A 20078-nucleotide genomic window follows, 5' to 3' on the forward strand; every position below is an offset into this window, starting at 1 on the left:
CTCGATCAGAGTTTTGGCGTGGCTTTCTGCAAAAAGCCACGCAGGCGCTCCAGCCAGATCGTCAGCTGAATGTCCTGCGCGGGTACCGGTCGATCCAGTACATAGCCCTGTATTTTGGACACCCCGATGTCCTTCAGCCGCTGCAGGACCGCCACATCCTCCACTCCCTCCGCCACCAGATCCAGGCCCAAGGTCTCCGCCAAACGTACAATGGTGCGGATGATGGCCTCACTCTGGGGTTTGTTCAGCACATCCAGCACAAACGAGCGGTCGATCTTCAGCGCATCAAAGTGAAAACGGTGCAAATAGCTGAGCGAGGAGAAGCCGGTGCCAAAATCATCGAGCACCACCTTGATGCCATTGGCCCGCAAGCGATCCAGGGTACGTGCTGCCAGATCAGGATCGGCCAGCAAGGCACTCTCGGTCAGCTCCAGCTGGATCCGTTCAGGAGGTACGTGATAACGGTGCAACAAGGCCATCACCTCATCCACCAGCTCACTGCGGGACATGCTATAGCTGGAGCAATTAACATGCACCGGCGGACAGTCGCGGGCCTCGTGACTGGCTAACCAGCGGCATACCTGCTCCAGCATGTACAAGTCGATACGCCCAATCAGGCGAGACCCTTCGGCCTCCAGCAAGAAGGCAGCGGGCGACAAAATGTTGTCAGGCCCCCTGCGCCAGCGGATCAACGCCTCCAGCGCCACTACCTGACCATTGTCCAGATCAGCGATCGGCTGATAGTACGGGATCAGCTGGCTGGTTTCCTTCAGCGCCCGCCGCAAGGCGGTCTCGGTTTCCACCTGTCCGCTGACCTTGCGCCGCAGCATGCGGCTGAACAGCACATAGCCATCGCGGCCATTGGCCTTGGCCTGATACATGGCAATATCGGCATCACGCAGCAAGTCACTGGCCGTCTGTCGATGCTGCACATCTGTGGTCACAATGCCGATACTACAGCTGGTGAAGACCGATTGCCCCATCAAGGTAAACGGGCGGTCAAACATCTCTACAATACGCTGAGCCAGTTTTTCTGCCGCCTTGGCCGGCGCATCCGGAGCCAGTACGGCGAATTCATCCCCTCCGAGCCGGGCCAGCAAATCCTCTGTGCGCAAACACTCACGCAGCCGCTGCGCGGCGGCGATGAGGAGCTGGTCGCCCGCCAGATGCCCCATGCTGTCGTTGATGACCTTGAAACGATCCAGATCAATGAACATCACGGCAAAGCGGGCCTTGCTGGCCAGCGACTGCTCAATCCGGCTCAACAGGTGACTGCGATTGGGCAGGCCGGTCAGAGTGTCGTGCAGATTGTCATAGCGCAGCCGGGCATTGACCTCGTCCAGCTCCTGCGTACGCTGCTGCACCCGGTTCTCCAGTTCCTGATAGGCCGAGTCCAGTGCCGCTGCAGCCTGACGTCTTGTCACCGCATTGGCGATATGGGCCGAGACGAAACTGAGCAGCTCCATATCGCGCGGTACATAGCAGTGCCGCGCGTCGTAGCTTTGCACGGCAAGCACCCCACATACCTGGTCACCATCCAGCAACGGTGCTCCCAGCCAGGACTGGGGTTCCTGCTCATCGAGGCGCCGCGACTTCACGGCACCTTGCTCCCGCAGGGTCATAACATCTGCCTGCGACAGCAGGATGGGCGATCCTCGCTCAATCACGCACTCAGTCAGCCCATTAGCGGGATGCCGATCTGCGGGCACCGGGTTGTCCCCGTCCACATAGTAGGGAAAACTGATCAGATCGGTTTCGCGGTCATACAAGGCCACATAGCAGTTGTCAGCATGCAGCAACTGTTGCAGCGCCTTGTGCAGCTCCGCATAGAAGTCATCCAGTCTGCCACGACGGCTGGAGATCTCGGCGATGGTCAGCAGCACGGACTGCAAATGCTCGGCGCGCTGACGCTCTTCCACTTCCAGCTGCAATTGCTGGTTCAATGATGACAACTCCACCGTCCGCGCCGCCACCTGCTCCTCCAGATTGGCGCGGTGCAGAATGCGATCCAGACCGAGCCCGATATGCTGAGCCACCGCCAAAAAGAGCGCCCGGTCTTCCGAGCTGAGCACCTGTTCGGGCAAATAGGACTGGGTCACCACGGCACCAAATACAGTGCCTTCACCATCATGCACCGGCACACCCAGCCAGTACTCCGGGGGCTGGCCAATACAGCGCAGCTCACCGGCTTGCAAAGCACGGTTCAGCTCCGCGCGCGTCAAGGACAGCACCTGCCCGCGTGACAGTACCGCCCCGGTCAGTGACACCACCTCGCCGTCTATGGACTCCCATTCATCGGGTGCCGGAATGTGGTCCACATCAACCAGATCAGCATAGTAGGGAAAGCGAATGCGCTTGTGATCGTTGTCACACAGGCTGACGAAGAAGTTCTCCACATACATCAGCTCACGAATGATCTGGTGTGTCTGCTGCAGAAAGCGGCCAGGTTCACGCTCACTGCTGGAGAGGTGCGCGATCTGAAACAAGGCACGCTGGGTACGTCGCGTGCGCCGCAACTGCTCACGCTGCAGCAGGTCGCCCAGGCGCAGGGCCACCATCTGCATGACACCATCGCCGCTTTCCACACCCGGCACCACCAGATAGCCAAGCGGCTGCTCCGCCCAGCCGGTGGTCCAACGCCCGGCATGCCGCTGCCCACACACCTCGGCCAGCTCGCGCAGGGACAAGCTTTCTGGCCACTGCGCCGGCTCCGCCGCAGCCTGACGCTGCAACCAGAAATCGCCGCAGACATACCAAGCCCAACCTTGCTCTGGTAGCACGGTTTGCAGCAGGTGCAATACTTGCTCTGCCCGGGTCAGCCGCCAGAGTTTCTCCAGCCATGCCGGGCTGTTCCATTGGCTATCCAGTTTGCGCCCCCTTGCTGTTCAGTGCATGCGCTTTATTACACCTTAGTCCAACAAGAGACAGTCATCAATGCAAGCTGCGCCTGCGGTATAATGCGCAGGTAGCAACCACCAGACAAATGTGAGGAGTCTATGGGATTTCTGGCCAACAAGCGCATCCTGATTACCGGCCTGCTGTCCAACCGGTCGATCGCCTACGGGATTGCACAAGCCATGCACCGAGAAGGCGCAGAACTCGCGTTTACGTATGTGAACGATGATCTGAAAGACCGTGTAGCCGAAATGGCCGCCGAGTTTGGCAGCAACATCCTGCTCCGCTGCGATGTGAGCAGTGATGAGGAAATTGATGCCCTGTTCGCTGGCCTGAAGCAGCACTGGGACACACTAGATGGCTTTGTCCACTCCATCGGCTTTGCGCCACGTGAAGCCCTGTCCGGTGACTACCTGGATTCGGTCAATCGCGAAGCCTTCCGCATTGCCCACGATATCAGTTCCTACAGCTTTGCCGCCATGGCCAAAGCCGCCCGCCCGATGCTGGCCCCGAATTCGGCCCTGCTCACCCTCACCTATCTGGGGGCAGAACGGGTGATGCCGAACTACAATGTGATGGGCCTGGCCAAGGCAAGTCTGGAAGCCAATGTCCGCTACATGGCTACCAGCCTGGGTGCGGAAGGTCACCGGGTGAATGCGGTTTCTGCCGGTCCGATCCGGACACTGGCCGCCAGCGGCATTTCCAACTTCCGCTCGCTGCTGAAGATTGCCGAAACCCGCTCCCCGCTCAAGCGGAATGTGACCATTGAAGAGGTGGGCAATGTGGTCGCTTTCATGATGAGTGATCTGGCCAGCGGCATTACCGGTGAAGTCACCTATGTGGATGCGGGCTTCAACGTTACCGCCGGGGTGCTGGACGAAGCTTGAACGCGTTACTTGCCCCATGAAAAAAGGCACCTTCGGGTGCCTTTTTTCATGGGAGTGACGCTTGGGCTTACTGTGCTTGCTGCAGCAGCTTGCTGTGCACTTCCACCTTCATCTCGCCTTGCAGCCACTTCTGGTATCCCAGCATTTCCTGCATGCCCATCGCCTGCGCCATCTGCAAGCGGATCAGCTTGCGCAGCTCAGGCGTCAGCGCCGCCGGGGCTTCCACCTTGCTGATGCGCACCAGCCCTGAGCCCCCCTTGGGCAGATCAAGCACCACATAGGCCGGCAGCTTCTGGACCCCAGCAGCAAATACCGCCTTGAGGCTGGCTTCATTCAGCGGGCCTGGGTTAGCACGACTGACTTTCTCGACCGTCGACCAGTTGCCAGCAGGCTCCTGCCCGGCTTGGGCGGCTTTCAACCGTGATTCAGCCTCTGCACGCGCCAGCTTGGTCGCTTGCTGTTGCGTCAGCAGGCTGCGGATCACCGGCGTCACTTCTGCCAGCGTCTTGGTACGGGCTGCCTCACGCGCCACTATGCGGGCGGCGAAGTAACGATTGGTCCCCAGCGGCACCATGGCGGTGTTATAGCCTTTGAGCACATCCTGCTGGAACACGGCATCCCGCACTTCAGCCGTGTTCAGCTCCGCATTCAGCGCCAGCTTGCGGTCCATCCAGTCACTTTGCCGTACTTGCAGACCAAACTTGTCCGCCACCGGTTTCAGGCTCTTGCCCTGTTCCGTCAGCATATTGTCAAACGCGGTGGTGTCACGCGCTACCAGCTTGGCACCTTCCTGTTGTTTCAACTTCAGCTCAATCTGTGGTCGTGCGGCCTCCAGCCCCGTCGGCTTGATCTCCGTCACCTGCAGGATGTGGTAGCCAAAGCGGGACTCCACCACTTCACTGATACCGTTGAGCGGCAAACTGAACGCGGCCTTGTCGAGCGCAGCTTCACCCAGCTCCCCTTGATTGAGCACACCCAGATCGCCGCCATTCTCAGCAGAACTGCTGTCCTGTGACTGCACCTTGGCCACTGCAGCAAAATCCTGTGGCGCCTTCTTCAGTTCTGCCAGCAGCGCTTCCGCATGCGCCTTGACCTTGGCTTTGTCTTCCGGCTTGGCATCCGCAGGCGCAGTCAGCATGATATGGCTGATGCGGCGTTGCGCCAGATCGTACAGTTTGGGATTCGCCTTGTACTCCGCTTCAACGGCACCCGCTGCCAGCTGGACCTTGGGCAGCTGGGAGTCGGCATCCAGAATCACGTACTCCAGCTTGACCCGCTCTGCCACCGCATACTGGGCCAGATGCGTATCGTAATACTGCTTGATGGCTTTATCATCGAGCTTGACTGCCGCAGTGTAGTCCGTTGCCGGGATGGGCAGCAGGGCTATCTCGCGTTGTTGCCCACGCATTTGCCAATAGGCATCCACTTGGGCATTGCTGACCAGAGAGGATTCGGCCAGCGGCCCCAATACGTTACGGATCGCCAACTTCTCGCGCTGCTCCGCTTCAAAAGACGCTTCCGTGTAGCGCCCGGAGCCATTCAGCATTTGCTGGTAGCGTGCAAAATCAAACTTGCCCTTGACCTGGAACTCCGGCATCGCCTGGATCGTCTGCTGCACCACCGAGTCTGTCACCGCCAGCTGCAGGCGGCTAGCCTGGCGCGCCAGCATCTTTTCCTGGATCATTTGCTGCAAAACGGCCTGCCGTTGCGCAGCATCGGCGTTACCTTGCAGCCGTCGCGCCAAGTCACGGATATCAATGCCATGTCCGTCCACCTCGGCCACCGTGGTACTGCCAGGGCTATTCACATAGCCAGCCCCCAAGCCAATCACCATGGCGACAGTGACCGCACCCAGTACGATCTTGATGGCGGTGCGATTGTTCTCTACGAAATCAAACATCGGCGAATCCTGCGACAGGCCTGCCACTGCAGCAGGCAAGGGTTTGCAAAGCGGCTGAGCTTAACAGAAATCAGGACAATGAAAAAGGGCAAGCTTGCGCTTGCCCTTTTTCATTACTGCTGGCGGAGCGGACGGGGCTCGAACCCGCGACCCCCGGCGTGACAGGCCGGTATTCTGACCAACTGAACTACCGCTCCAAACTGTTGGACCTGCAGGTTTTCCTGCACATCCGGCGTCTTGCGACACCAAATTCGTGGTGGGCGATACTGGGATCGAACCAGTGACCCCTGCCGTGTGAAGGCAGTGCTCTACCCCTGAGCTAACCGCCCGAACCTGGGTGGCGATTCCGATTTCAAGCTTGTTTGGCGGAGCGGACGGGGCTCGAACCCGCGACCCCCGGCGTGACAGGCCGGTATTCTGACCAACTGAACTACCGCTCCGCAGTCAGGCTTGAATCGAAAAGAGCGCGCATTTTAGCGAGGCATTTTGTGTTTGTCTACCACTTTTTCAAACACATTTTTACATCAAAAATCCGCCTCACTGCGCTTTCTTGATGGTGGGTGCTGACGGGGTCGAACCGCCGACCGCCTCCTTGTAAGGGAGATGCTCTACCAACTGAGCTAAGCACCCGACTCGTGATTGCTGCACCGCAGCGCTGCAATCACGAAAGACAATCAGTTTACAGCATCTTTCAGAGATTTACCAGCCCTGAATTTAGGAGATTTTGCAGCCTTGATGTTGATCGGCTTGCCGGTACGCGGATTACGGCCGCTGCGCGCAGCACGTTCGCCCACGTAGAAGGTACCAAAGCCCACCAGGGTCACCATGTCGCCACGTGCCAGCGAGTTCTTCACGGCAACCAGAGCGGCATCCAGAGCACGGCCAGCAGCCGCCTTGGAAATTTCTGCCGTCGCTGCGATTTCATCGATCAGTTCGGATTTGTTCACTTCCATCCCCTTCCAGTTTGGGTTTAAAGACGTTACCAGCACAAGCTTTATAGCAAGCCCCAAATTGGCATGTCAAGCATAGAACCCAGCAAACATGCGGCTTGGCGGCAAATTTGTGTGTCGAAACGGCCCAAACGGGCTGAAATACCACATTCTCAGCCGAAATCAGACGTCATAAAACAAAAGACCGACACATCGTTGTGTCGGTCTTTTGTTTGGGTGTGCGACGCTTTAATGCTTGAGTGGCGCCGCAGCGGTACTGTCCGCCGCACTACCCGGCAAGGCCTCAGCCACAGGTTTATCTGCCTCCGGCAAAGGCTCTGGCTGCCGTTCCAGCGCCAACTCCAGCACTTGATCGATCCATTTCACCGGGTGAATGGTCAGCTTGTGCTTGATGTTGTCCGGAATGTCGACCAGGTCCTTCACGTTTTCCTGCGGGATCAACACATTCTTGATGCCGCCGCGATGGGCTGCCAGCAGCTTCTCTTTCAGGCCACCAATGGCCAGCACCTCGCCACGCAGCGTGATTTCACCGGTCATCGCCACGTCGCAGCGCACCGGAATGCCGGTCAGCGAGCTGACCATGGCGGTGGTGATGGCGATACCAGCCGAAGGACCGTCCTTCGGCGTCGCCCCTTCCGGCAAGTGAATGTGCACATCCTGCTTCTGGTAAAACTCTGGATCGATCCCCAGTCGCTGGGCGCGGCTGCGCACCACCGTACGTGCCGCCTGGATCGACTCCTGCATCACGTCACCCAGCTGCCCGGTCTGGATCATGTTGCCCTTACCAGCCATCACCGCACTTTCCACCGTCAGCAGTTCCCCACCGACCTCGGTCCAGGCCAGACCGGTCACTTGCCCCACCTGATTGGTCTGCTCGGCAATGCCGTAGCTGTAGCGGCGCACCCCGAGGTATTTGTCCAGGTTGCGCGCAGTAACACTGGCCTTGCCATCCTTCGGCTTCATCACACGTGCCTTGACCACCTTGCGCGCCACCTTGCCGATCTCGCGCTCCAGTCCACGTACCCCGGCTTCCCGGGTGTAGTAGCGCACGATATCGCGTACTGCGCTCTCGGCAATGCTGCACTCCTCGGCCTTGAGACCATTGGCTTCCAGCTGCTTCGGAACCAGATAGTTCAGCGCAATATTGACCTTCTCGTCCTCGGTGTAACCGGCCAGACGGATGATTTCCATCCGGTCCAGCAAAGGACCAGGGATGTTCAGCGAGTTGGCGGTGGCCACAAACATCACATCCGACAGGTCGTATTCCACTTCAGCGTAATGGTCCACAAACGTGCTGTTCTGCTCCGGGTCCAGCACTTCGAGCAAGGCACTCGACGGGTCTCCCCGGAAATCCTGACCCAGCTTGTCGACTTCATCGAGCAGGAACAAGGGATTCTTCACCGCCACCTTGGTCATGTTCTGCAGGATCTTGCCGGGCATTGAGCCAATGTAGGTACGGCGGTGACCACGAATCTCGGCCTCATCGCGCACCCCACCCAGACTCATGCGTACAAACTTGCGGCCAGTGGCCTTGGCAATACTTTGCCCCAGCGAAGTCTTGCCCACCCCCGGCGGCCCGACCAGGCACAGGATCGGCGCCTTGACCCGGTCCACCCGCTGCTGCACGGCGAGATATTCAATGATGCGTTCTTTGACCCGGTCCAGACCGTAGTGGTCGGCATCCAGCACATTTTCTGCTGCCGCCAGATCCTTGCTGATCTTGGTCTTCTTCTTCCACGGCAGATTGGTCAGCGTCTCGATATAGTTGCGCACCACCGAAGCCTCTGCCGACATCGGTGACATCAGCTTGAGCTTCTTCAGCTCGCTTTCTGCCTTTTCGCGGGCATCCTTCGGCATGTGAGCGGCCTTGATGCGGCGCTCCAGCTCATCCAGATCGCCGTCCTCATCACCCTCACCCAGCTCTTTCTGGATGGCCTTGACCTGTTCGTTCAGGTAATACTCGCGCTGGCTTTTCTCCATCTGCCGCTTCACACGGCCACGGATGCGCTTCTCGACCTGCAGGATGTCGATTTCCGACTCCATCAGGCTGAGCAAATGCTCCAGCCGACGCCCCACCTCGAACATCTCCAGAATGTCCTGCTTCTGTTCCAGCTTGAGCGGCAAGTGCGCGGCCACGGTATCCGCCAGGCGGCCTGCACTTTCAATACCCGCCAGCGAGGTCAACACTTCCGGCGGGATTTTCTTGTTCAGCTTCACATACTGATCACACTGGGCCAGCATGGCACGGCGCATGGCTTCCAGCTCAGGCGCATCACCCGATGGTGTCTCCACCGGAACAGCCTGCGCTGAGAAGTAGCCTTCCTGATCGGAAACCGCCGCCACTTGCGCGCGCTCGCTGCCTTCCACCAGTACCTTGACGGTGCCATCCGGCAGTTTCAGCATTTGCAGGATGGTGGCCACAGTACCAATATCGTACAGGTCCTCGGCAGACGGCTCATCTTTGGCAGCTGACTTTTGAGCCAGCAGCAGAATGGTTTTATCGCCCTCCATCGCGGCTTCCAGTGCCTTGATGGATTTGGCCCGCCCCACGAACAAGGGGATCACCATGTGGGGGAAGACCACCACATCGCGCAGCGGGAGCAAAGGCAGGTGCAGGGTTTTATCCTGCTGGAGTGTAGCTTCGGTCATTGCAGACTCGCTTCAGGGACATTACTCAAGCAGATGGCAGCGAAACGCCGGAATTCAAGGGGCAAAATGCAGGGAATTCACCCCCTCGCCCATGCTACCCTCTCCACCCACAAAACAAAACAGCCAGTGTGTCACCACACTGGCTGTCTGGACAAACGGCGCAGCGCGAAGTTCAGCCGGCTTCTGGCAAACGCGCGGCTTCTTCGGCATAGACCAGCAAGGGCTGGCTGTCGCCTTCGATCACCGACTCGTCCACCACCACTTTGGCGACGTTTTTCATCGACGGCAGCTCATACATGGTATCCAGCAGGGCGCCTTCTACGATGGAACGCAGGCCGCGGGCCCCCGTCTTACGCTTGATGGCGCGCAGCGCAATCGCGTGCAGCGCTTGCTCGCGCAGCTCCAGCTCCACGCCTTCCAGCGAGAACAGCCGCTGGTACTGTTTGACCAGGGCATTCTTCGGCTGTGTCAGAATGGTGATCAGTGCGTGCTCGTCCAGCTCTGCCAGGGTGGCCACGACCGGCAAACGGCCCACCAGTTCCGGAATCAGACCGAACTTGATCAGGTCTTCTGGTTCCACTTCCTTGAACAGGGAGGAGGCGCTGCGACTGTCGTCCTTGCTGCGTACCTGCGCACCAAAGCCGATCCCGCCCTTTTCGGTTCGATCGCGGATCACCTTTTCCAGGCCATCAAACGCACCACCACAAATGAACAGGATGTTGGTGGTATCAACCTGGATGAATTCCTGGCTCGGGTGCTTGCGGCCACCTTGCGGCGGAACGGACGCAATCGTGCCTTCGATCAACTTCAGCAGGGCTTGCTGTACGCCCTCACCGGACACATCCCGCGTAATCGACGGGTTATCCGACTTGCGGGAGATCTTGTCGATTTCGTCGATGTAAACAATGCCACGCTGCGCCTTGTCCACATCGTAGTCGCACTTCTGCAGCAGCTTCTGGATGATGTTCTCAACGTCCTCGCCGACATAACCAGCCTCGGTCAGGGTGGTGGCATCGGCCATCACGAACGGTACGTTGAGCAAACGTGCCAGCGTCTGTGCCAGCAAGGTCTTGCCGGAGCCAGTCGGCCCCACCAGCAGGATGTTGCTCTTGGCCAGCTCGACATCATCTTTCTTCGGCGGATTGGCCAGGCGCTTGTAATGGTTGTACACCGCCACCGCCAACGCTTTCTTGGCGTACTCCTGGCCGATCACATACTGGTCCAGCTCGGAACGCAGCTCGGCCGGGGTCGGCAGGCGGGCCTCGCCGCTCACACCAGCCGATTGGCCCTGCAACTCTTCCCGGATGATGTCATTGCACAGGTCGATACACTCGTTGCAGATAAAGACCTGTGGGCCGGCGATCAACTTGGTGACTTCGTGCTGGCTCTTGCCGCAGAAGGAACAATAGAGCAACTTCTCGTCGCCGTTTTTGCTCATGGAAAACCTCTAGAAACCGCGTGTTGCAAAGACAGATGCCGTCGCCCGGGACTGCGCCAAGACGACGGCATGATCACGTTACATTTCCGATTGTGCGCTGAGCAGCCAGTTTTGCCAAGCCGTTTCGTCCGCCACTCAAGCCTGACGGGAAGTCAGCACCTGATCAATCAAACCATAGGTTTGAGCCTGATCCGCGTCCATGTAGTTGTCACGGTCGGTATCACGCTCGATGGTCTCGACAGTCTGACCCGTGTGCTTGGCCAACAGTTCATTCATGCGTGCCTTGGTTTTCAACAAGGCGCGGGCATGAATTTCGATGTCCGACACCTGCCCGCTCAAGCCACCACCCGCCAGCAGCGGTTGATGAATCAGAATGCGCGAGTTCGGCAGCGAAAACCGCTTGCCTGGCGCACCGGACGCCAGCAGGAAAGCACCCATGCTGGCGGCCATGCCGATGCACAGCGTAGACACATGCGGCTTGATGAACTGCATGGTGTCGTAGATCGACATCCCGGCCGAGATGGAGCCCCCTGGCGAATTGATGTACAGGGAGATGTCCTTGTCCGGGTTTTCCGACTCCAGAAACAACAGCTGCGCCACCACCACATTGGCGGTGGCGTCGTCGATCGGTCCGACCAGAAAAATCACCCGCTCACGCAGCAAGCGCGAGTAGATGTCGTAGGCGCGCTCACCGCGCCCGCTTTGCTCGATGACCATCGGCACATAGCCGAGGCCCTGCGGCTCAACTCCGGTACTGCCGATCATGCCGTGTTTATGCATTCTGGTTTGCACCCATCAGTTCATCAAAAGAGAAGGACTTCTCTTCCACTTTAGCACGGGACAGCACCCAAGCCACCACGTTGTCTTCCGTGGCCAGCGACTCCGGCCCTTCCAGACGGCTGGCGTCGGCATAGTACCAACGTACCACATCTTCCGGCTGCTCGTAGCTGGCGGCAAAATCGTCGATCACCGCACGCACTTGTTCCGGCTTGGCACGCAGATCCTGGCTGTCTACCAGCTCGGACAGGATCAGGCCCAGTGCCACACGACGCTCGGCTTCCTTGGTGAACAGGTCAGTCGGGAACGGCATCTTGCTGACGTCCATCCCACGGGACTGGAAGTCCTTCTTGGTTTGTTCAGCCAGGCGCTGCACTTCCAGTGCGACCAGTGCTTTCGGCAATTCCAGCGGGGTAACGTCCAGCAGGGCAGCCAGCACCACATCCTTGGTCTTGGCCTTCAGGCGACGTGCCACTTCACGCTCGACGTTCTCGCGGATTTCCTTCTTCATCTGCTCGACGTTACCATCGGCCACACCCAGCAGCTTGGCAAAGGCCTCGTCCACTTCCGGCAGCACGGCCTCAGAAACCGACTTCACGGTGATGGTGAACTGTGCAGTCTTGCCAGCCACATCTTTGCCGTGATAGTCCGCCGGGAAGGCCAGATCGAATTCCTTGGCTTCGCCCGCCTTCAGACCTTGGGCTGCGGCTTCAAACTCCGGCAGCATTTGGCCTTGGCCGAGGGTGAACGGGAAGTCTTCCGACGAACCACCGGCAAAAGCTACGCCGTCAATCTTGCCAACAAAGTCCACCACCAGGCGATCGCCCTCCTTGGCAGCGCGATCCACGGCGCTGTAGGTCACGCGTTGCTTGCGCAGCACGTCGATGGTCTTTTGCACGGCTTCGTCGGTCACTTCAGTTACCGGCTTTTCCACCGTTTTGTCAGCCAGTTCGCCAACCTTCACGTCCGGGTACACTTCAAACACGGCAGCGAACTCGAATGCTTCACCGTTTTCGCCTTCAACCGCTTCAAAGCGCGGATAACCCGCCACTTTCAGCTGGTTTTCACGTACAGCGTCAGTAAAGCTGGCGTTAACGGTGTCGTTCATCACGTCTTCACGCACTTGCAGGCCGTAATTCTGTGCCACCACCTTCATCGGGGCCTTGCCCGGACGGAAGCCCTGTACCTTGGCGGTACGGGCCACTTTCTTCAGGCGGTTTTCCACCTCAACGTCGATCTTGGCGAACGGCACCGCGATCTTGATGCGGCGCTCCAGGTTGCTCAGGGTTTCCACGTTGACTTGCATTTTTACCAAATCCTTGATTAATCCAGGGTTATGCACACAGCCGTGCAGTTTTTCAGGCCTTGTCCAGGCTGGTGCGAAAGGCGAGACTCGAACTCGCACACCTTGCGGCGCTGGAACCTAAATCCAGTGCGTCTACCAATTCCGCCACTTTCGCTCAGGGCATGCCCGATTTCGGGAAGTTGGGGATTATTACACAAGCCTTGGCAAGGTCACAACCTCGCCAGTCGTGTTTTACGAAGAACGCCGACGCAGCCAGCGTGGCGAGCGGAAGCGGACAATGCTGCGATACAGCCAGACATAGCTGACGATAAACAGCACCGCAAAGGCCTGCAGCACCCGCGTGTGCTGCCAGAACAAGACCGCCGGGATCACCCCCAGACTGGACAGCATCCACAAGTAGGGCGACGTCATGGCATTGCGGGTCAGGCGAAAATCTGGATGCGAACGGTTCAACACCCAGCGCACCAGTCTTTTGTACACCAGCTGATGCAAATGCGCAGCGTCCGGCATGCCCGGCGAACGACCACGCAACACCACCCGACGATAGATCGAGAACAGGGTTTCCACAATCGGGTAGATGACCAGCAGCAGCGGAAACCAGGCGGATACTTGCGGGTGACGCACCACCAGCAAGACAGAGAGCTCAGCCAATAAGAAGCCCAGCAGGTAGGCACCACCGTCCCCCAGAAAGATATGCCCACGCGGGTAGTTCCACACCAGAAAGCCGAGCAATGCTCCCACCAGCGCCAGACAGATATTCCAGATTTGGTCGTCGCCCACCTGCCGTGCCACATAGGCCAGCGCACAGAACATGACCAGTGTAACGACTCCGGCCAGCCCGTTGTAACCATCGATGATGTTCACCGCGTTGGCCACCCCGGCGACCGCCACCAGCGTTACCACGAGCGACAACGGCCACCAGCGCAGCACTGCATCCAGCCAGCCAATATCGAGCCGTGCGAGCCCCGCCCCCAGCGCATAGAAACCACACCCAGCGGCCAGCATGGTCAGCAGCAAACGCGCCAGCGGGCCCACCCGCTTGGTCAGGTCTTCCACCAGGCCACCCGCAAAAGCGGGAGCTGCCACCAATAGCACCAGGACAAAGCTGCCGCTGCGCTTCTGCAGCCAGACCAAGGCACCCGCGGCCAGCAAGCCCAAGGCCAGAGAGAGCCCCCCGACCCGTGGCACCGGCGCATCATGGAATTTCTGTACCCCGTCCAGGTCATGATCCGCCGTCAAATGCTCATGCAGATGCGCGTAACGAATGATGCCCAAGGTACACAGCAGGGAAACCAAAAAAGCCAGAATCAGGATTTGCATGCCAATACTTTATCCATGCCGCCGCACCCTCGCTCGACCAGTGCTCTTGCCATGTCTCGCATATACCTTACAGGCGCCAGACCACAAACCCGGCAACCTGCAAGGCCGCCCGATCCAGCACCGACTTGACATCCACCACCACAGGTTGACCTGTTGTCAGCTGCTTCAGCTGTGCCGGCGACCATGCCAGATAGTCCTGATGCGACACTGCCAGCACCACTGCAGCAGCAGGCTGCAGTGCGTCCAGCGCACACAGATGAACACCGTACTCGTGCAAGGCTTCCTCGGCATCCGCCAGCGGGTCATGTACTTGCACCGCCACACCAAACTCTTCCAGCTCACGGATCACATCAATCACCCGTGAATTGCGCAGATCAGGGCAATTTTCCTTGAAGGTCAGCCCCAGCACGGTCACCTTGCTACCCTTGATGGCGTGGCCAGCGTGGATCATCTGCTTGATAGTCTGCTGCGCCACAAAGCGGCCCATGCCATCGTTGATGCGACGACCCGACAGGATCACCTGCGGGATGTAGCCCATGCGCTCGGCTTTGTGGGTCAGGTAATACGGATCAACACCAATGCAATGCCCGCCAACCAGACCCGGCTTGAAGCGCAGGAAATTCCACTTGGTCGAGGCCGCATCCAGCACGTCCTGGGTGTCGATACCCATTTGCTGGAAGATCATCGCCAGTTCGTTCATCAGCGCGATATTCAGGTCACGCTGGGTGTTCTCGATCACTTTGGCGGCTTCGGCCACCTTGATGGAGGCAGCACGATACACGCCAGCCGTCACCACCGAGCCATACACATCGGCCACAATGTCCAGCGTCGCCGCATCCTGCCCGGAGACCACCTTGCAAATTTTGGTAAAGGTATGTTCCTTGTCACCGGGATTGATCCGCTCCGGGCTGTAACCTACGGTAAAATCCACCCCGCACTTGAGGCCAGACACCCGCTCCAGCACCGGCACACACTCATCTTCGGTGACACCGGGGTAGACCGTGGACTCATACACCACGATATCACCCGGCTTCAAGGCCTTGCCAACGGTTTCCGACGCCTTCAGCATCGGCGTCAAATCCGGTTGGTGCGCATCATCCACCGGCGTCGGCACGGCCACAATATGAAAGTCAGCCTGCGCCAGCTCTTCGGTCTGATCAGTATAATGCAACTGCAAGCCCTGCAGATCCTCCGCGGCCACCTCTCCGGTGCGGTCATGACCGCGACGCAACTCCTCCAGGCGTTCACGGTTGATGTCGAAACCGATGGTCGGCGCCGTACGGCCAAACGCCACCGCCACGGGCAGACCCACGTAACCGAGGCCGATTACCGATACCTTGCGTTGTTTCTGCATCATTTATTCTGCCCAGCATTCACATAAAGCACACATATCGTGCCCACTCGCCATGGTGGGGAGTCAGCACCAATCCATGGCGGATCCAGCAAGCCGCTTCCGCTGGCTCGCCTCAAAGGCCATATCTAGGCCTGCATTCTAACGCAAGTTCCCCGCTTTCACGCAGCATAACGGATGTCATCGCTGCAACACGTCAAAAGCGCGGTAAAATGGCATGTTTGTCACACACGGTCGATCACCCCATGTCTATCCAATGGTTCCCCGGTCACATGAACGCTGCCCGCAAGAAGGCGGCGGAGAGCATGGAGAAGACCGATCTGGTGATAGAGGTACTGGACGCGCGAGTCGCGCATGCCAGCCGCAACCCGATGATCAATGAGCTGCGACTGTTCCGCCAGCGCCCTGCCCTGCTGATCCTCAACAAAGCCGATGCGGCAGATCCAGAGTGCACCCGTTTGTGGTTGCAGCGCTACCAGACCCAGCCCGGCGTCAAGGCGATTGCCATCAGCTGCAAGAAGCCAGGCGACGTGGCACGCATCCCAGACTTGTGCCTGACCTTGGCCCCCCATCGCGGCACGGTGCAAAAGCCCCTGCGCATGATGATCATGGGCATTCCCAATGTCGGCAAGTCCACCCTGATGAACGCATTGCTCAAGCGACGGGTGGCCAATGTGGGGGATGAGCCCGCTGTGACCAAAACCCAGCAGCGGCTGGACATCAACGAACGCATGATGCTGACTGATACGCCAGGCATGCTGTGGCCGAAGATTGCCTATCCGCAGGACGGGCTCAAGCTGGCCGCCAGTCACAGCGTCGGGCGCAATGCCTATATTGAAGAAGAAGTGGCCGCCTTTCTGGGAGACTACCTGCTGGGTAATTACCCGGCCCTGCTGCTGGCGCGCTATGGCAAGCTGGACGGTATCGCCGATGGGGTGGCGCTGGTCGAGGCCATCGCCAAACGTCGGGGTTTCCGTCTCAAGGGTAATGTGCTGGACCTGGAAAAAGCCGCACTCACCCTGCTCACCGAGTACCGCAGCGGCACACTGGGGCGCATCAGCCTGGAAACTCCGGAGCAGGTAGACGCCATGCTGGCGGTGCCACCGGAAGCCGAGCCGGTTGATCTGGATGATGGCGACGGTAGCGACGCCTGATACCGCGCGCTGCTTCCCGCCGGTCATCAGTCCGCACACGCGGCTGCTGATCCTCGGCAGCCTGCCCGGCAAAGCCTCGCTGGCCGCCGGGCGCTACTACGCGCACCCGCGCAACCAGTTCTGGCTGCTGTTGCAGAGCGTGTTGCAGCAACCCTTGCTTGCTCTCGACTATGCTGCGCGCTTGCAAACCCTGCTGACCTACGGGGTGGGCCTGTGGGATGTGGTGGCGCAGGCCCGGCGTCACAGCAGCCTGGACAGTGACATCCGCGATGCCGAGCACAATGACTTGCGCAGCCTGCTGCAGCAATGGCCCACGATTCGTGCCGTTGCCTTCAATGGGCAAACCGCCGGACGCGCCGCCCGGCAGCTTCCAATGGATCTACCCTTTACCATCCTGCCTTCCAGCAGTCCGGCGCTGACCCTGCCCTTGGCCAAAAAACAGCAGTGCTGGCAGGATCAGCTCCTGCCGCTACTACATCCCGGTTGAAGACAGGGTGCAACGCGCCAGCAGGCTGGACAGCCAGTACAACGCAAACAGCAGTCCAGCCAGCTGCAACAGGCCAGGCCAGGAACGATACCCGCGCCACAGCAGAGTCAGCAGGCCGTCTGCAGCCAGATCACGCGACAGCGCCGGCTTGATCGCCACCAGCGCACGAATCACCGCATTCTTGTAGCGAACATTGACGGCCAGCGCTTCATTCAACAGCGCAGGCTGCGCCTCAGCCACCAGCAGCAGGTGCTGCAGAAACTGGGTCTGCCGGTCCGCCAGCTGATGGCGGTCGCCACCGGCATCCGCCATGATCTGACATTGAATCCAGCCATTCAGCGCGGCATGGGTGGCACCATGGGCATCGGGCACCCCCAGCACCAGCACCGACAGCACCACGTCCAGCCCCATCTGCAACTGCTGCATGGCGGGCTGCATGTTTTTCGCCATGCGGAAACGCGCCGATACCGAATAGCAGCCCTGTGCCAGTTGCTGCGCCAACTCCAGCAGCTGGCACACCACCTCACGCCAGCTGATCTCCTCCAGGCTGCTGTGCTGCGTCTCCCGATCCAGTTTGGACAGCATGTCGCACACGGCAGCAAAACGAGCCTCGACGGTCTTGGGCGTCATGCTCTTCAGATAGCACCAGGCCAGACACAGCTGCGCATCAATATGATCCGGCTGCACTGCCAGCACTTTCTGGAAGGCCTCCACCGCCTTGGCGTACTCGCCAGACTGCATCACCAGCAAGCCCATCTGGTAGCGCTCTTCGGCCTTACCCAGCGACACGGCTGCATGGCTGCTGGCATCCGGCAGGTTCTTGCCGCCACAGTAATTGCACACAAATCCGCTGCTGCGGGCATTGGCTGGCGCGGGTGCGCCACAGCCCTCACAGATGGTTGACATACCCGGCCCCCAATCCGCTAAGTGGTCATTGTTTTTCAGCCCCGGCTAAGGACCTCGCGCGCCACTCTAGCACAGGCAGCCCAAAGCGTCAGGCAGCAGTCAACCGGCCCAAGCAACGAATCCCCTTCAGCAACCGGTTCAAAACAGAATCTCGGTCTGGCATCAGCAGCACAACGCGTACGGCATCAGTCGCCTGCAGCTGAACCATGCCCTCTACCGGCAGCAGGGTCTCACCCGGTACCGCAAGGCTGGGGAACAATACGGTCTCTGCCTGCCACTGTACTGGCAAGTGCAGATACGCCTGGCCTTGCAGCAGATACAGCTGGCTGCCTCGCGGCAGGCGCCAGAGGGCGATTTCCCCGGCTTGCAGGGAGAAAGTGTGGCGGGTTTTCTTCATGATCAGGCTCCAGATAAGGGATGTCTGCCATGCTAGTGCGGCAAGCCGTTGATCTGCAGGTACAGCCCGAAACCCGGCAACCCATACAGCGCACAAATTCCCCATCTGTTACCATCAATGCTGCAGAAAACTATATCTGTTACAGAGACAGCAAACCGGGCATCATGCGGGCATGGATATGAGCACACCTCCCCTATATCGCCGCTGGGCCAATCATTACCTGCATGCCATCCAGAGTGGTGCGCTATCACCGGGCGAGCGCATGCCCTCGGTGCGCAAATTGATGCAGACCCACGGCATCAGCCTCTCCACCGCGCTGCAAGTCTGCCGTGTGCTGGAAGAAGATGGCTGGCTGGAAGCCCGGCCCCGCTCCGGCTACTTCGTGCAGCTGCCCAAGCGCACCACGGTGCCGCTGGATGAGCCCAGCAGCACCCGGGTCGATCCGGCACAGTTTGTCGGCATTCACGACCGGGTGTCCCGCTTCATCCTCAGCCGCCGCCAGCACCCGATTGCGCTCAACCTGTGTGGCTCGCGTGGCGAGCCGGACTTCTATCCGGTCAAGGCCTTGCACAAAGTCGCCCAGCACTGCCTGCGCCTGTATCCGGAGGTACTGGTGTCACCGGTTGCCAACAGCGGGCACAGCAAGCTGCGCCACATCCTGGCCCGTCGCTCACTGGCCCGTGGTATGACCTTGTCGCCGGACGATATCGTCATCACCCACGGCTGCACCGAAGCGCTCAACCTGGCGCTCCGCGCTGTCGCCAAACCCGGCGACACCATCGCGGTGGAATCCCCCACCTTTTATGGCCTGTTGCAGATTCTGGAAAGTCTCGGCATGCGGGCGCTGGAGATTCCCACCAGCCCACAGCACGGCATCTCGCTCGATGCACTGGAGCTGGCGATGCAGACCTATGACAACATCCGTGCCGTGGTGGTCATCCCCATCCTGCAAAATCCACTGGGCAGCCTGATGCCGGACAGCCACAAGGCCCGCTTGGCCGACATGTGTGCCAAAGCCAATATCCCGCTGATCGAGGACGATACCTACGGCGAGCTGGCGGACAGTCCAACCCCCGCCCATACGCTGAAAGCCTGGGACCGCAACGGCAACATCATCTACTGCACCTCACTGCACAAGACACTAGCACCCGGCATGCGCCTGGGTTGGATCAGTGCCGGACGCTGGCAGGCGCGGGTAGACATGCTCAAGCACACCCAGACCCGGCAGAATGAAGGCTGGTCACAACTGGCTGCCGCCGAATACCTGGGCAGCAGCGCCTACGATCGCCATATGCACCGGCTGAAAGCCCTGCTGCGGCAGCAACGCCAGCGCACGGCCGAAGTGATTGCCCGCCATTTTCCGCCCGGCACCCGTCTGACCAATCCGGCAGGCGGTTTCAGCCTGTGGGTGGAGCTACCAGACCGCATTCCGTCTGAAGCGGTGTTCGAAGCCGCCCTGAATGAAGGCATCCTGATCGCGCCGGGTGTGCTGTTCTCCAACAGCAACCGCTGGGAACACTATCTGCGCATCAACTGCGGGGTGCGCTTCGGCGCCAAAGTCGAAGCGGGCCTGATCCAGCTGGGGCAGATCGTACACACCCTGCTGCAGCAATCACGGCGCACCCGTAATTCTCCGGCTGTCCCGCTGGCGGGATAAGGTT

At 59.6% G+C, this 20078-nt stretch carries 15 protein-coding genes and 5 tRNA genes; 4 read left to right on the top strand and 16 right to left on the bottom strand.

Annotated elements, in window-relative coordinates; translation table 11 throughout:
* Positions 1 to 5 precede the first annotated feature (5 nt).
* A complete protein-coding gene (locus HF682_RS11865) occupies positions 6 to 2798 on the bottom strand; it encodes a putative bifunctional diguanylate cyclase/phosphodiesterase (RefSeq protein WP_168877493.1) in 2793 nt (930 codons plus the stop codon).
* 198 nt (positions 2799 to 2996) lie between these two features.
* Here HF682_RS11865 and fabI point away from each other — a divergent pair, with 198 nt between their 5' ends.
* Positions 2997 to 3782: an enoyl-ACP reductase FabI gene (gene fabI / locus HF682_RS11870; protein ID WP_168877494.1), complete on the top strand. Its 786-nt coding sequence runs from the start codon at positions 2997 to 2999 to the stop codon at positions 3780 to 3782.
* Positions 3783 to 3849: 67 nt separating this feature from the next.
* Here fabI and HF682_RS11875 read toward each other — a convergent pair whose 3' ends face one another.
* From HF682_RS11875 to HF682_RS11935, 13 genes are all read right to left on the bottom strand, one after another.
* Complete coding sequence (locus tag HF682_RS11875; RefSeq protein WP_168877495.1) at positions 3850 to 5682, bottom strand: SurA N-terminal domain-containing protein; 1833 nt, start codon at positions 5680 to 5682, stop codon at positions 3850 to 3852.
* Between the two features lie 120 nt (positions 5683 to 5802).
* Positions 5803 to 5879: transfer RNA gene (locus tag HF682_RS11880), tRNA-Asp, on the bottom strand.
* 57 nt (positions 5880 to 5936) lie between these two features.
* Positions 5937 to 6011, bottom strand: a tRNA-Val gene (locus HF682_RS11885).
* A 34-nt stretch (positions 6012 to 6045) separates the two neighbouring features.
* Positions 6046 to 6122, bottom strand: a tRNA-Asp gene (locus tag HF682_RS11890).
* 114 nt (positions 6123 to 6236) lie between these two features.
* Positions 6237 to 6312, bottom strand: a tRNA-Val gene (locus HF682_RS11895).
* A 44-nt stretch (positions 6313 to 6356) separates the two neighbouring features.
* A complete protein-coding gene (locus HF682_RS11900; protein WP_168877668.1) occupies positions 6357 to 6629 on the bottom strand; it encodes an HU family DNA-binding protein in 273 nt (90 codons plus the stop codon).
* A 231-nt stretch (positions 6630 to 6860) separates the two neighbouring features.
* Positions 6861 to 9281 carry an endopeptidase La gene (gene lon / locus HF682_RS11905; RefSeq protein ID WP_168877496.1) on the bottom strand — a complete coding sequence of 807 codons (2421 nt, stop codon included), beginning with the start codon at positions 9279 to 9281 and terminating at the stop codon, positions 6861 to 6863.
* 172 nt (positions 9282 to 9453) lie between these two features.
* Positions 9454 to 10719, bottom strand: a complete 1266-nt coding sequence (clpX, locus tag HF682_RS11910; protein ID WP_168877497.1) for an ATP-dependent Clp protease ATP-binding subunit ClpX — start codon at positions 10717 to 10719, stop codon at positions 9454 to 9456.
* Positions 10720 to 10854: 135 nt separating this feature from the next.
* Positions 10855 to 11499: an ATP-dependent Clp endopeptidase proteolytic subunit ClpP gene (clpP, locus tag HF682_RS11915; protein ID WP_168877498.1), complete on the bottom strand. Its 645-nt coding sequence runs from the start codon at positions 11497 to 11499 to the stop codon at positions 10855 to 10857.
* Positions 11492 to 12802 carry a trigger factor gene (gene tig, locus HF682_RS11920; RefSeq protein ID WP_168877499.1) on the bottom strand — a complete coding sequence of 437 codons (1311 nt, stop codon included), beginning with the start codon at positions 12800 to 12802 and terminating at the stop codon, positions 11492 to 11494. Before tig ends, clpP begins: the two co-directional genes overlap by 8 nt.
* A 69-nt stretch (positions 12803 to 12871) precedes the next feature.
* Positions 12872 to 12956: transfer RNA gene (locus HF682_RS11925), tRNA-Leu, on the bottom strand.
* A gap of 77 nt (positions 12957 to 13033) precedes the next feature.
* Positions 13034 to 14122: an MraY family glycosyltransferase gene (locus HF682_RS11930; protein WP_168877500.1), complete on the bottom strand. Its 1089-nt coding sequence runs from the start codon at positions 14120 to 14122 to the stop codon at positions 13034 to 13036.
* Between the two features lie 67 nt (positions 14123 to 14189).
* Positions 14190 to 15479, bottom strand: coding sequence for a nucleotide sugar dehydrogenase (locus HF682_RS11935; protein ID WP_240947238.1), 1290 nt, complete (start codon positions 15477 to 15479; stop codon positions 14190 to 14192).
* A gap of 239 nt (positions 15480 to 15718) precedes the next feature.
* On the opposite strand from HF682_RS11935, the gene ylqF reads away from it, so the two are divergent.
* Both ylqF and HF682_RS11945 read left to right on the top strand, forming a co-directional pair.
* Positions 15719 to 16627 carry a ribosome biogenesis GTPase YlqF gene (gene ylqF / locus HF682_RS11940; protein ID WP_168877501.1) on the top strand — a complete coding sequence of 303 codons (909 nt, stop codon included), beginning with the start codon at positions 15719 to 15721 and terminating at the stop codon, positions 16625 to 16627.
* On the top strand, positions 16602 to 17114 hold the full coding sequence (locus HF682_RS11945) for a DNA-deoxyinosine glycosylase (protein ID WP_240947239.1): 513 nt from the start codon (positions 16602 to 16604) through the stop codon (positions 17112 to 17114). Before ylqF ends, HF682_RS11945 begins: the two co-directional genes overlap by 26 nt.
* Here HF682_RS11945 and HF682_RS11950 read toward each other — a convergent pair.
* Together HF682_RS11950 and HF682_RS11955 are read right to left on the bottom strand one after the other, a co-directional pair.
* Positions 17100 to 18020, bottom strand: coding sequence for a tetratricopeptide repeat protein (locus tag HF682_RS11950; RefSeq protein WP_168877502.1), 921 nt, complete (start codon positions 18018 to 18020; stop codon positions 17100 to 17102). The two genes, HF682_RS11945 and HF682_RS11950, sit on opposite strands and share 15 nt — an antisense overlap.
* 88 nt (positions 18021 to 18108) lie before the next feature.
* Positions 18109 to 18417 carry a hypothetical protein gene (locus HF682_RS11955; RefSeq protein ID WP_168877503.1) on the bottom strand — a complete coding sequence of 103 codons (309 nt, stop codon included), beginning with the start codon at positions 18415 to 18417 and terminating at the stop codon, positions 18109 to 18111.
* A gap of 178 nt (positions 18418 to 18595) precedes the next feature.
* Between HF682_RS11955 and HF682_RS11960 the strand changes: the two genes are divergently transcribed.
* On the top strand, positions 18596 to 20074 hold the full coding sequence (locus HF682_RS11960) for an aminotransferase-like domain-containing protein (RefSeq protein WP_168877504.1): 1479 nt from the start codon (positions 18596 to 18598) through the stop codon (positions 20072 to 20074).
* Positions 20075 to 20078 lie beyond the last annotated feature (4 nt).

This window comes from Leeia aquatica (assembly GCF_012641365.1).
GTDB classification, from domain to species: Bacteria; Pseudomonadota; Gammaproteobacteria; order Burkholderiales; family Leeiaceae; genus Leeia; species Leeia aquatica.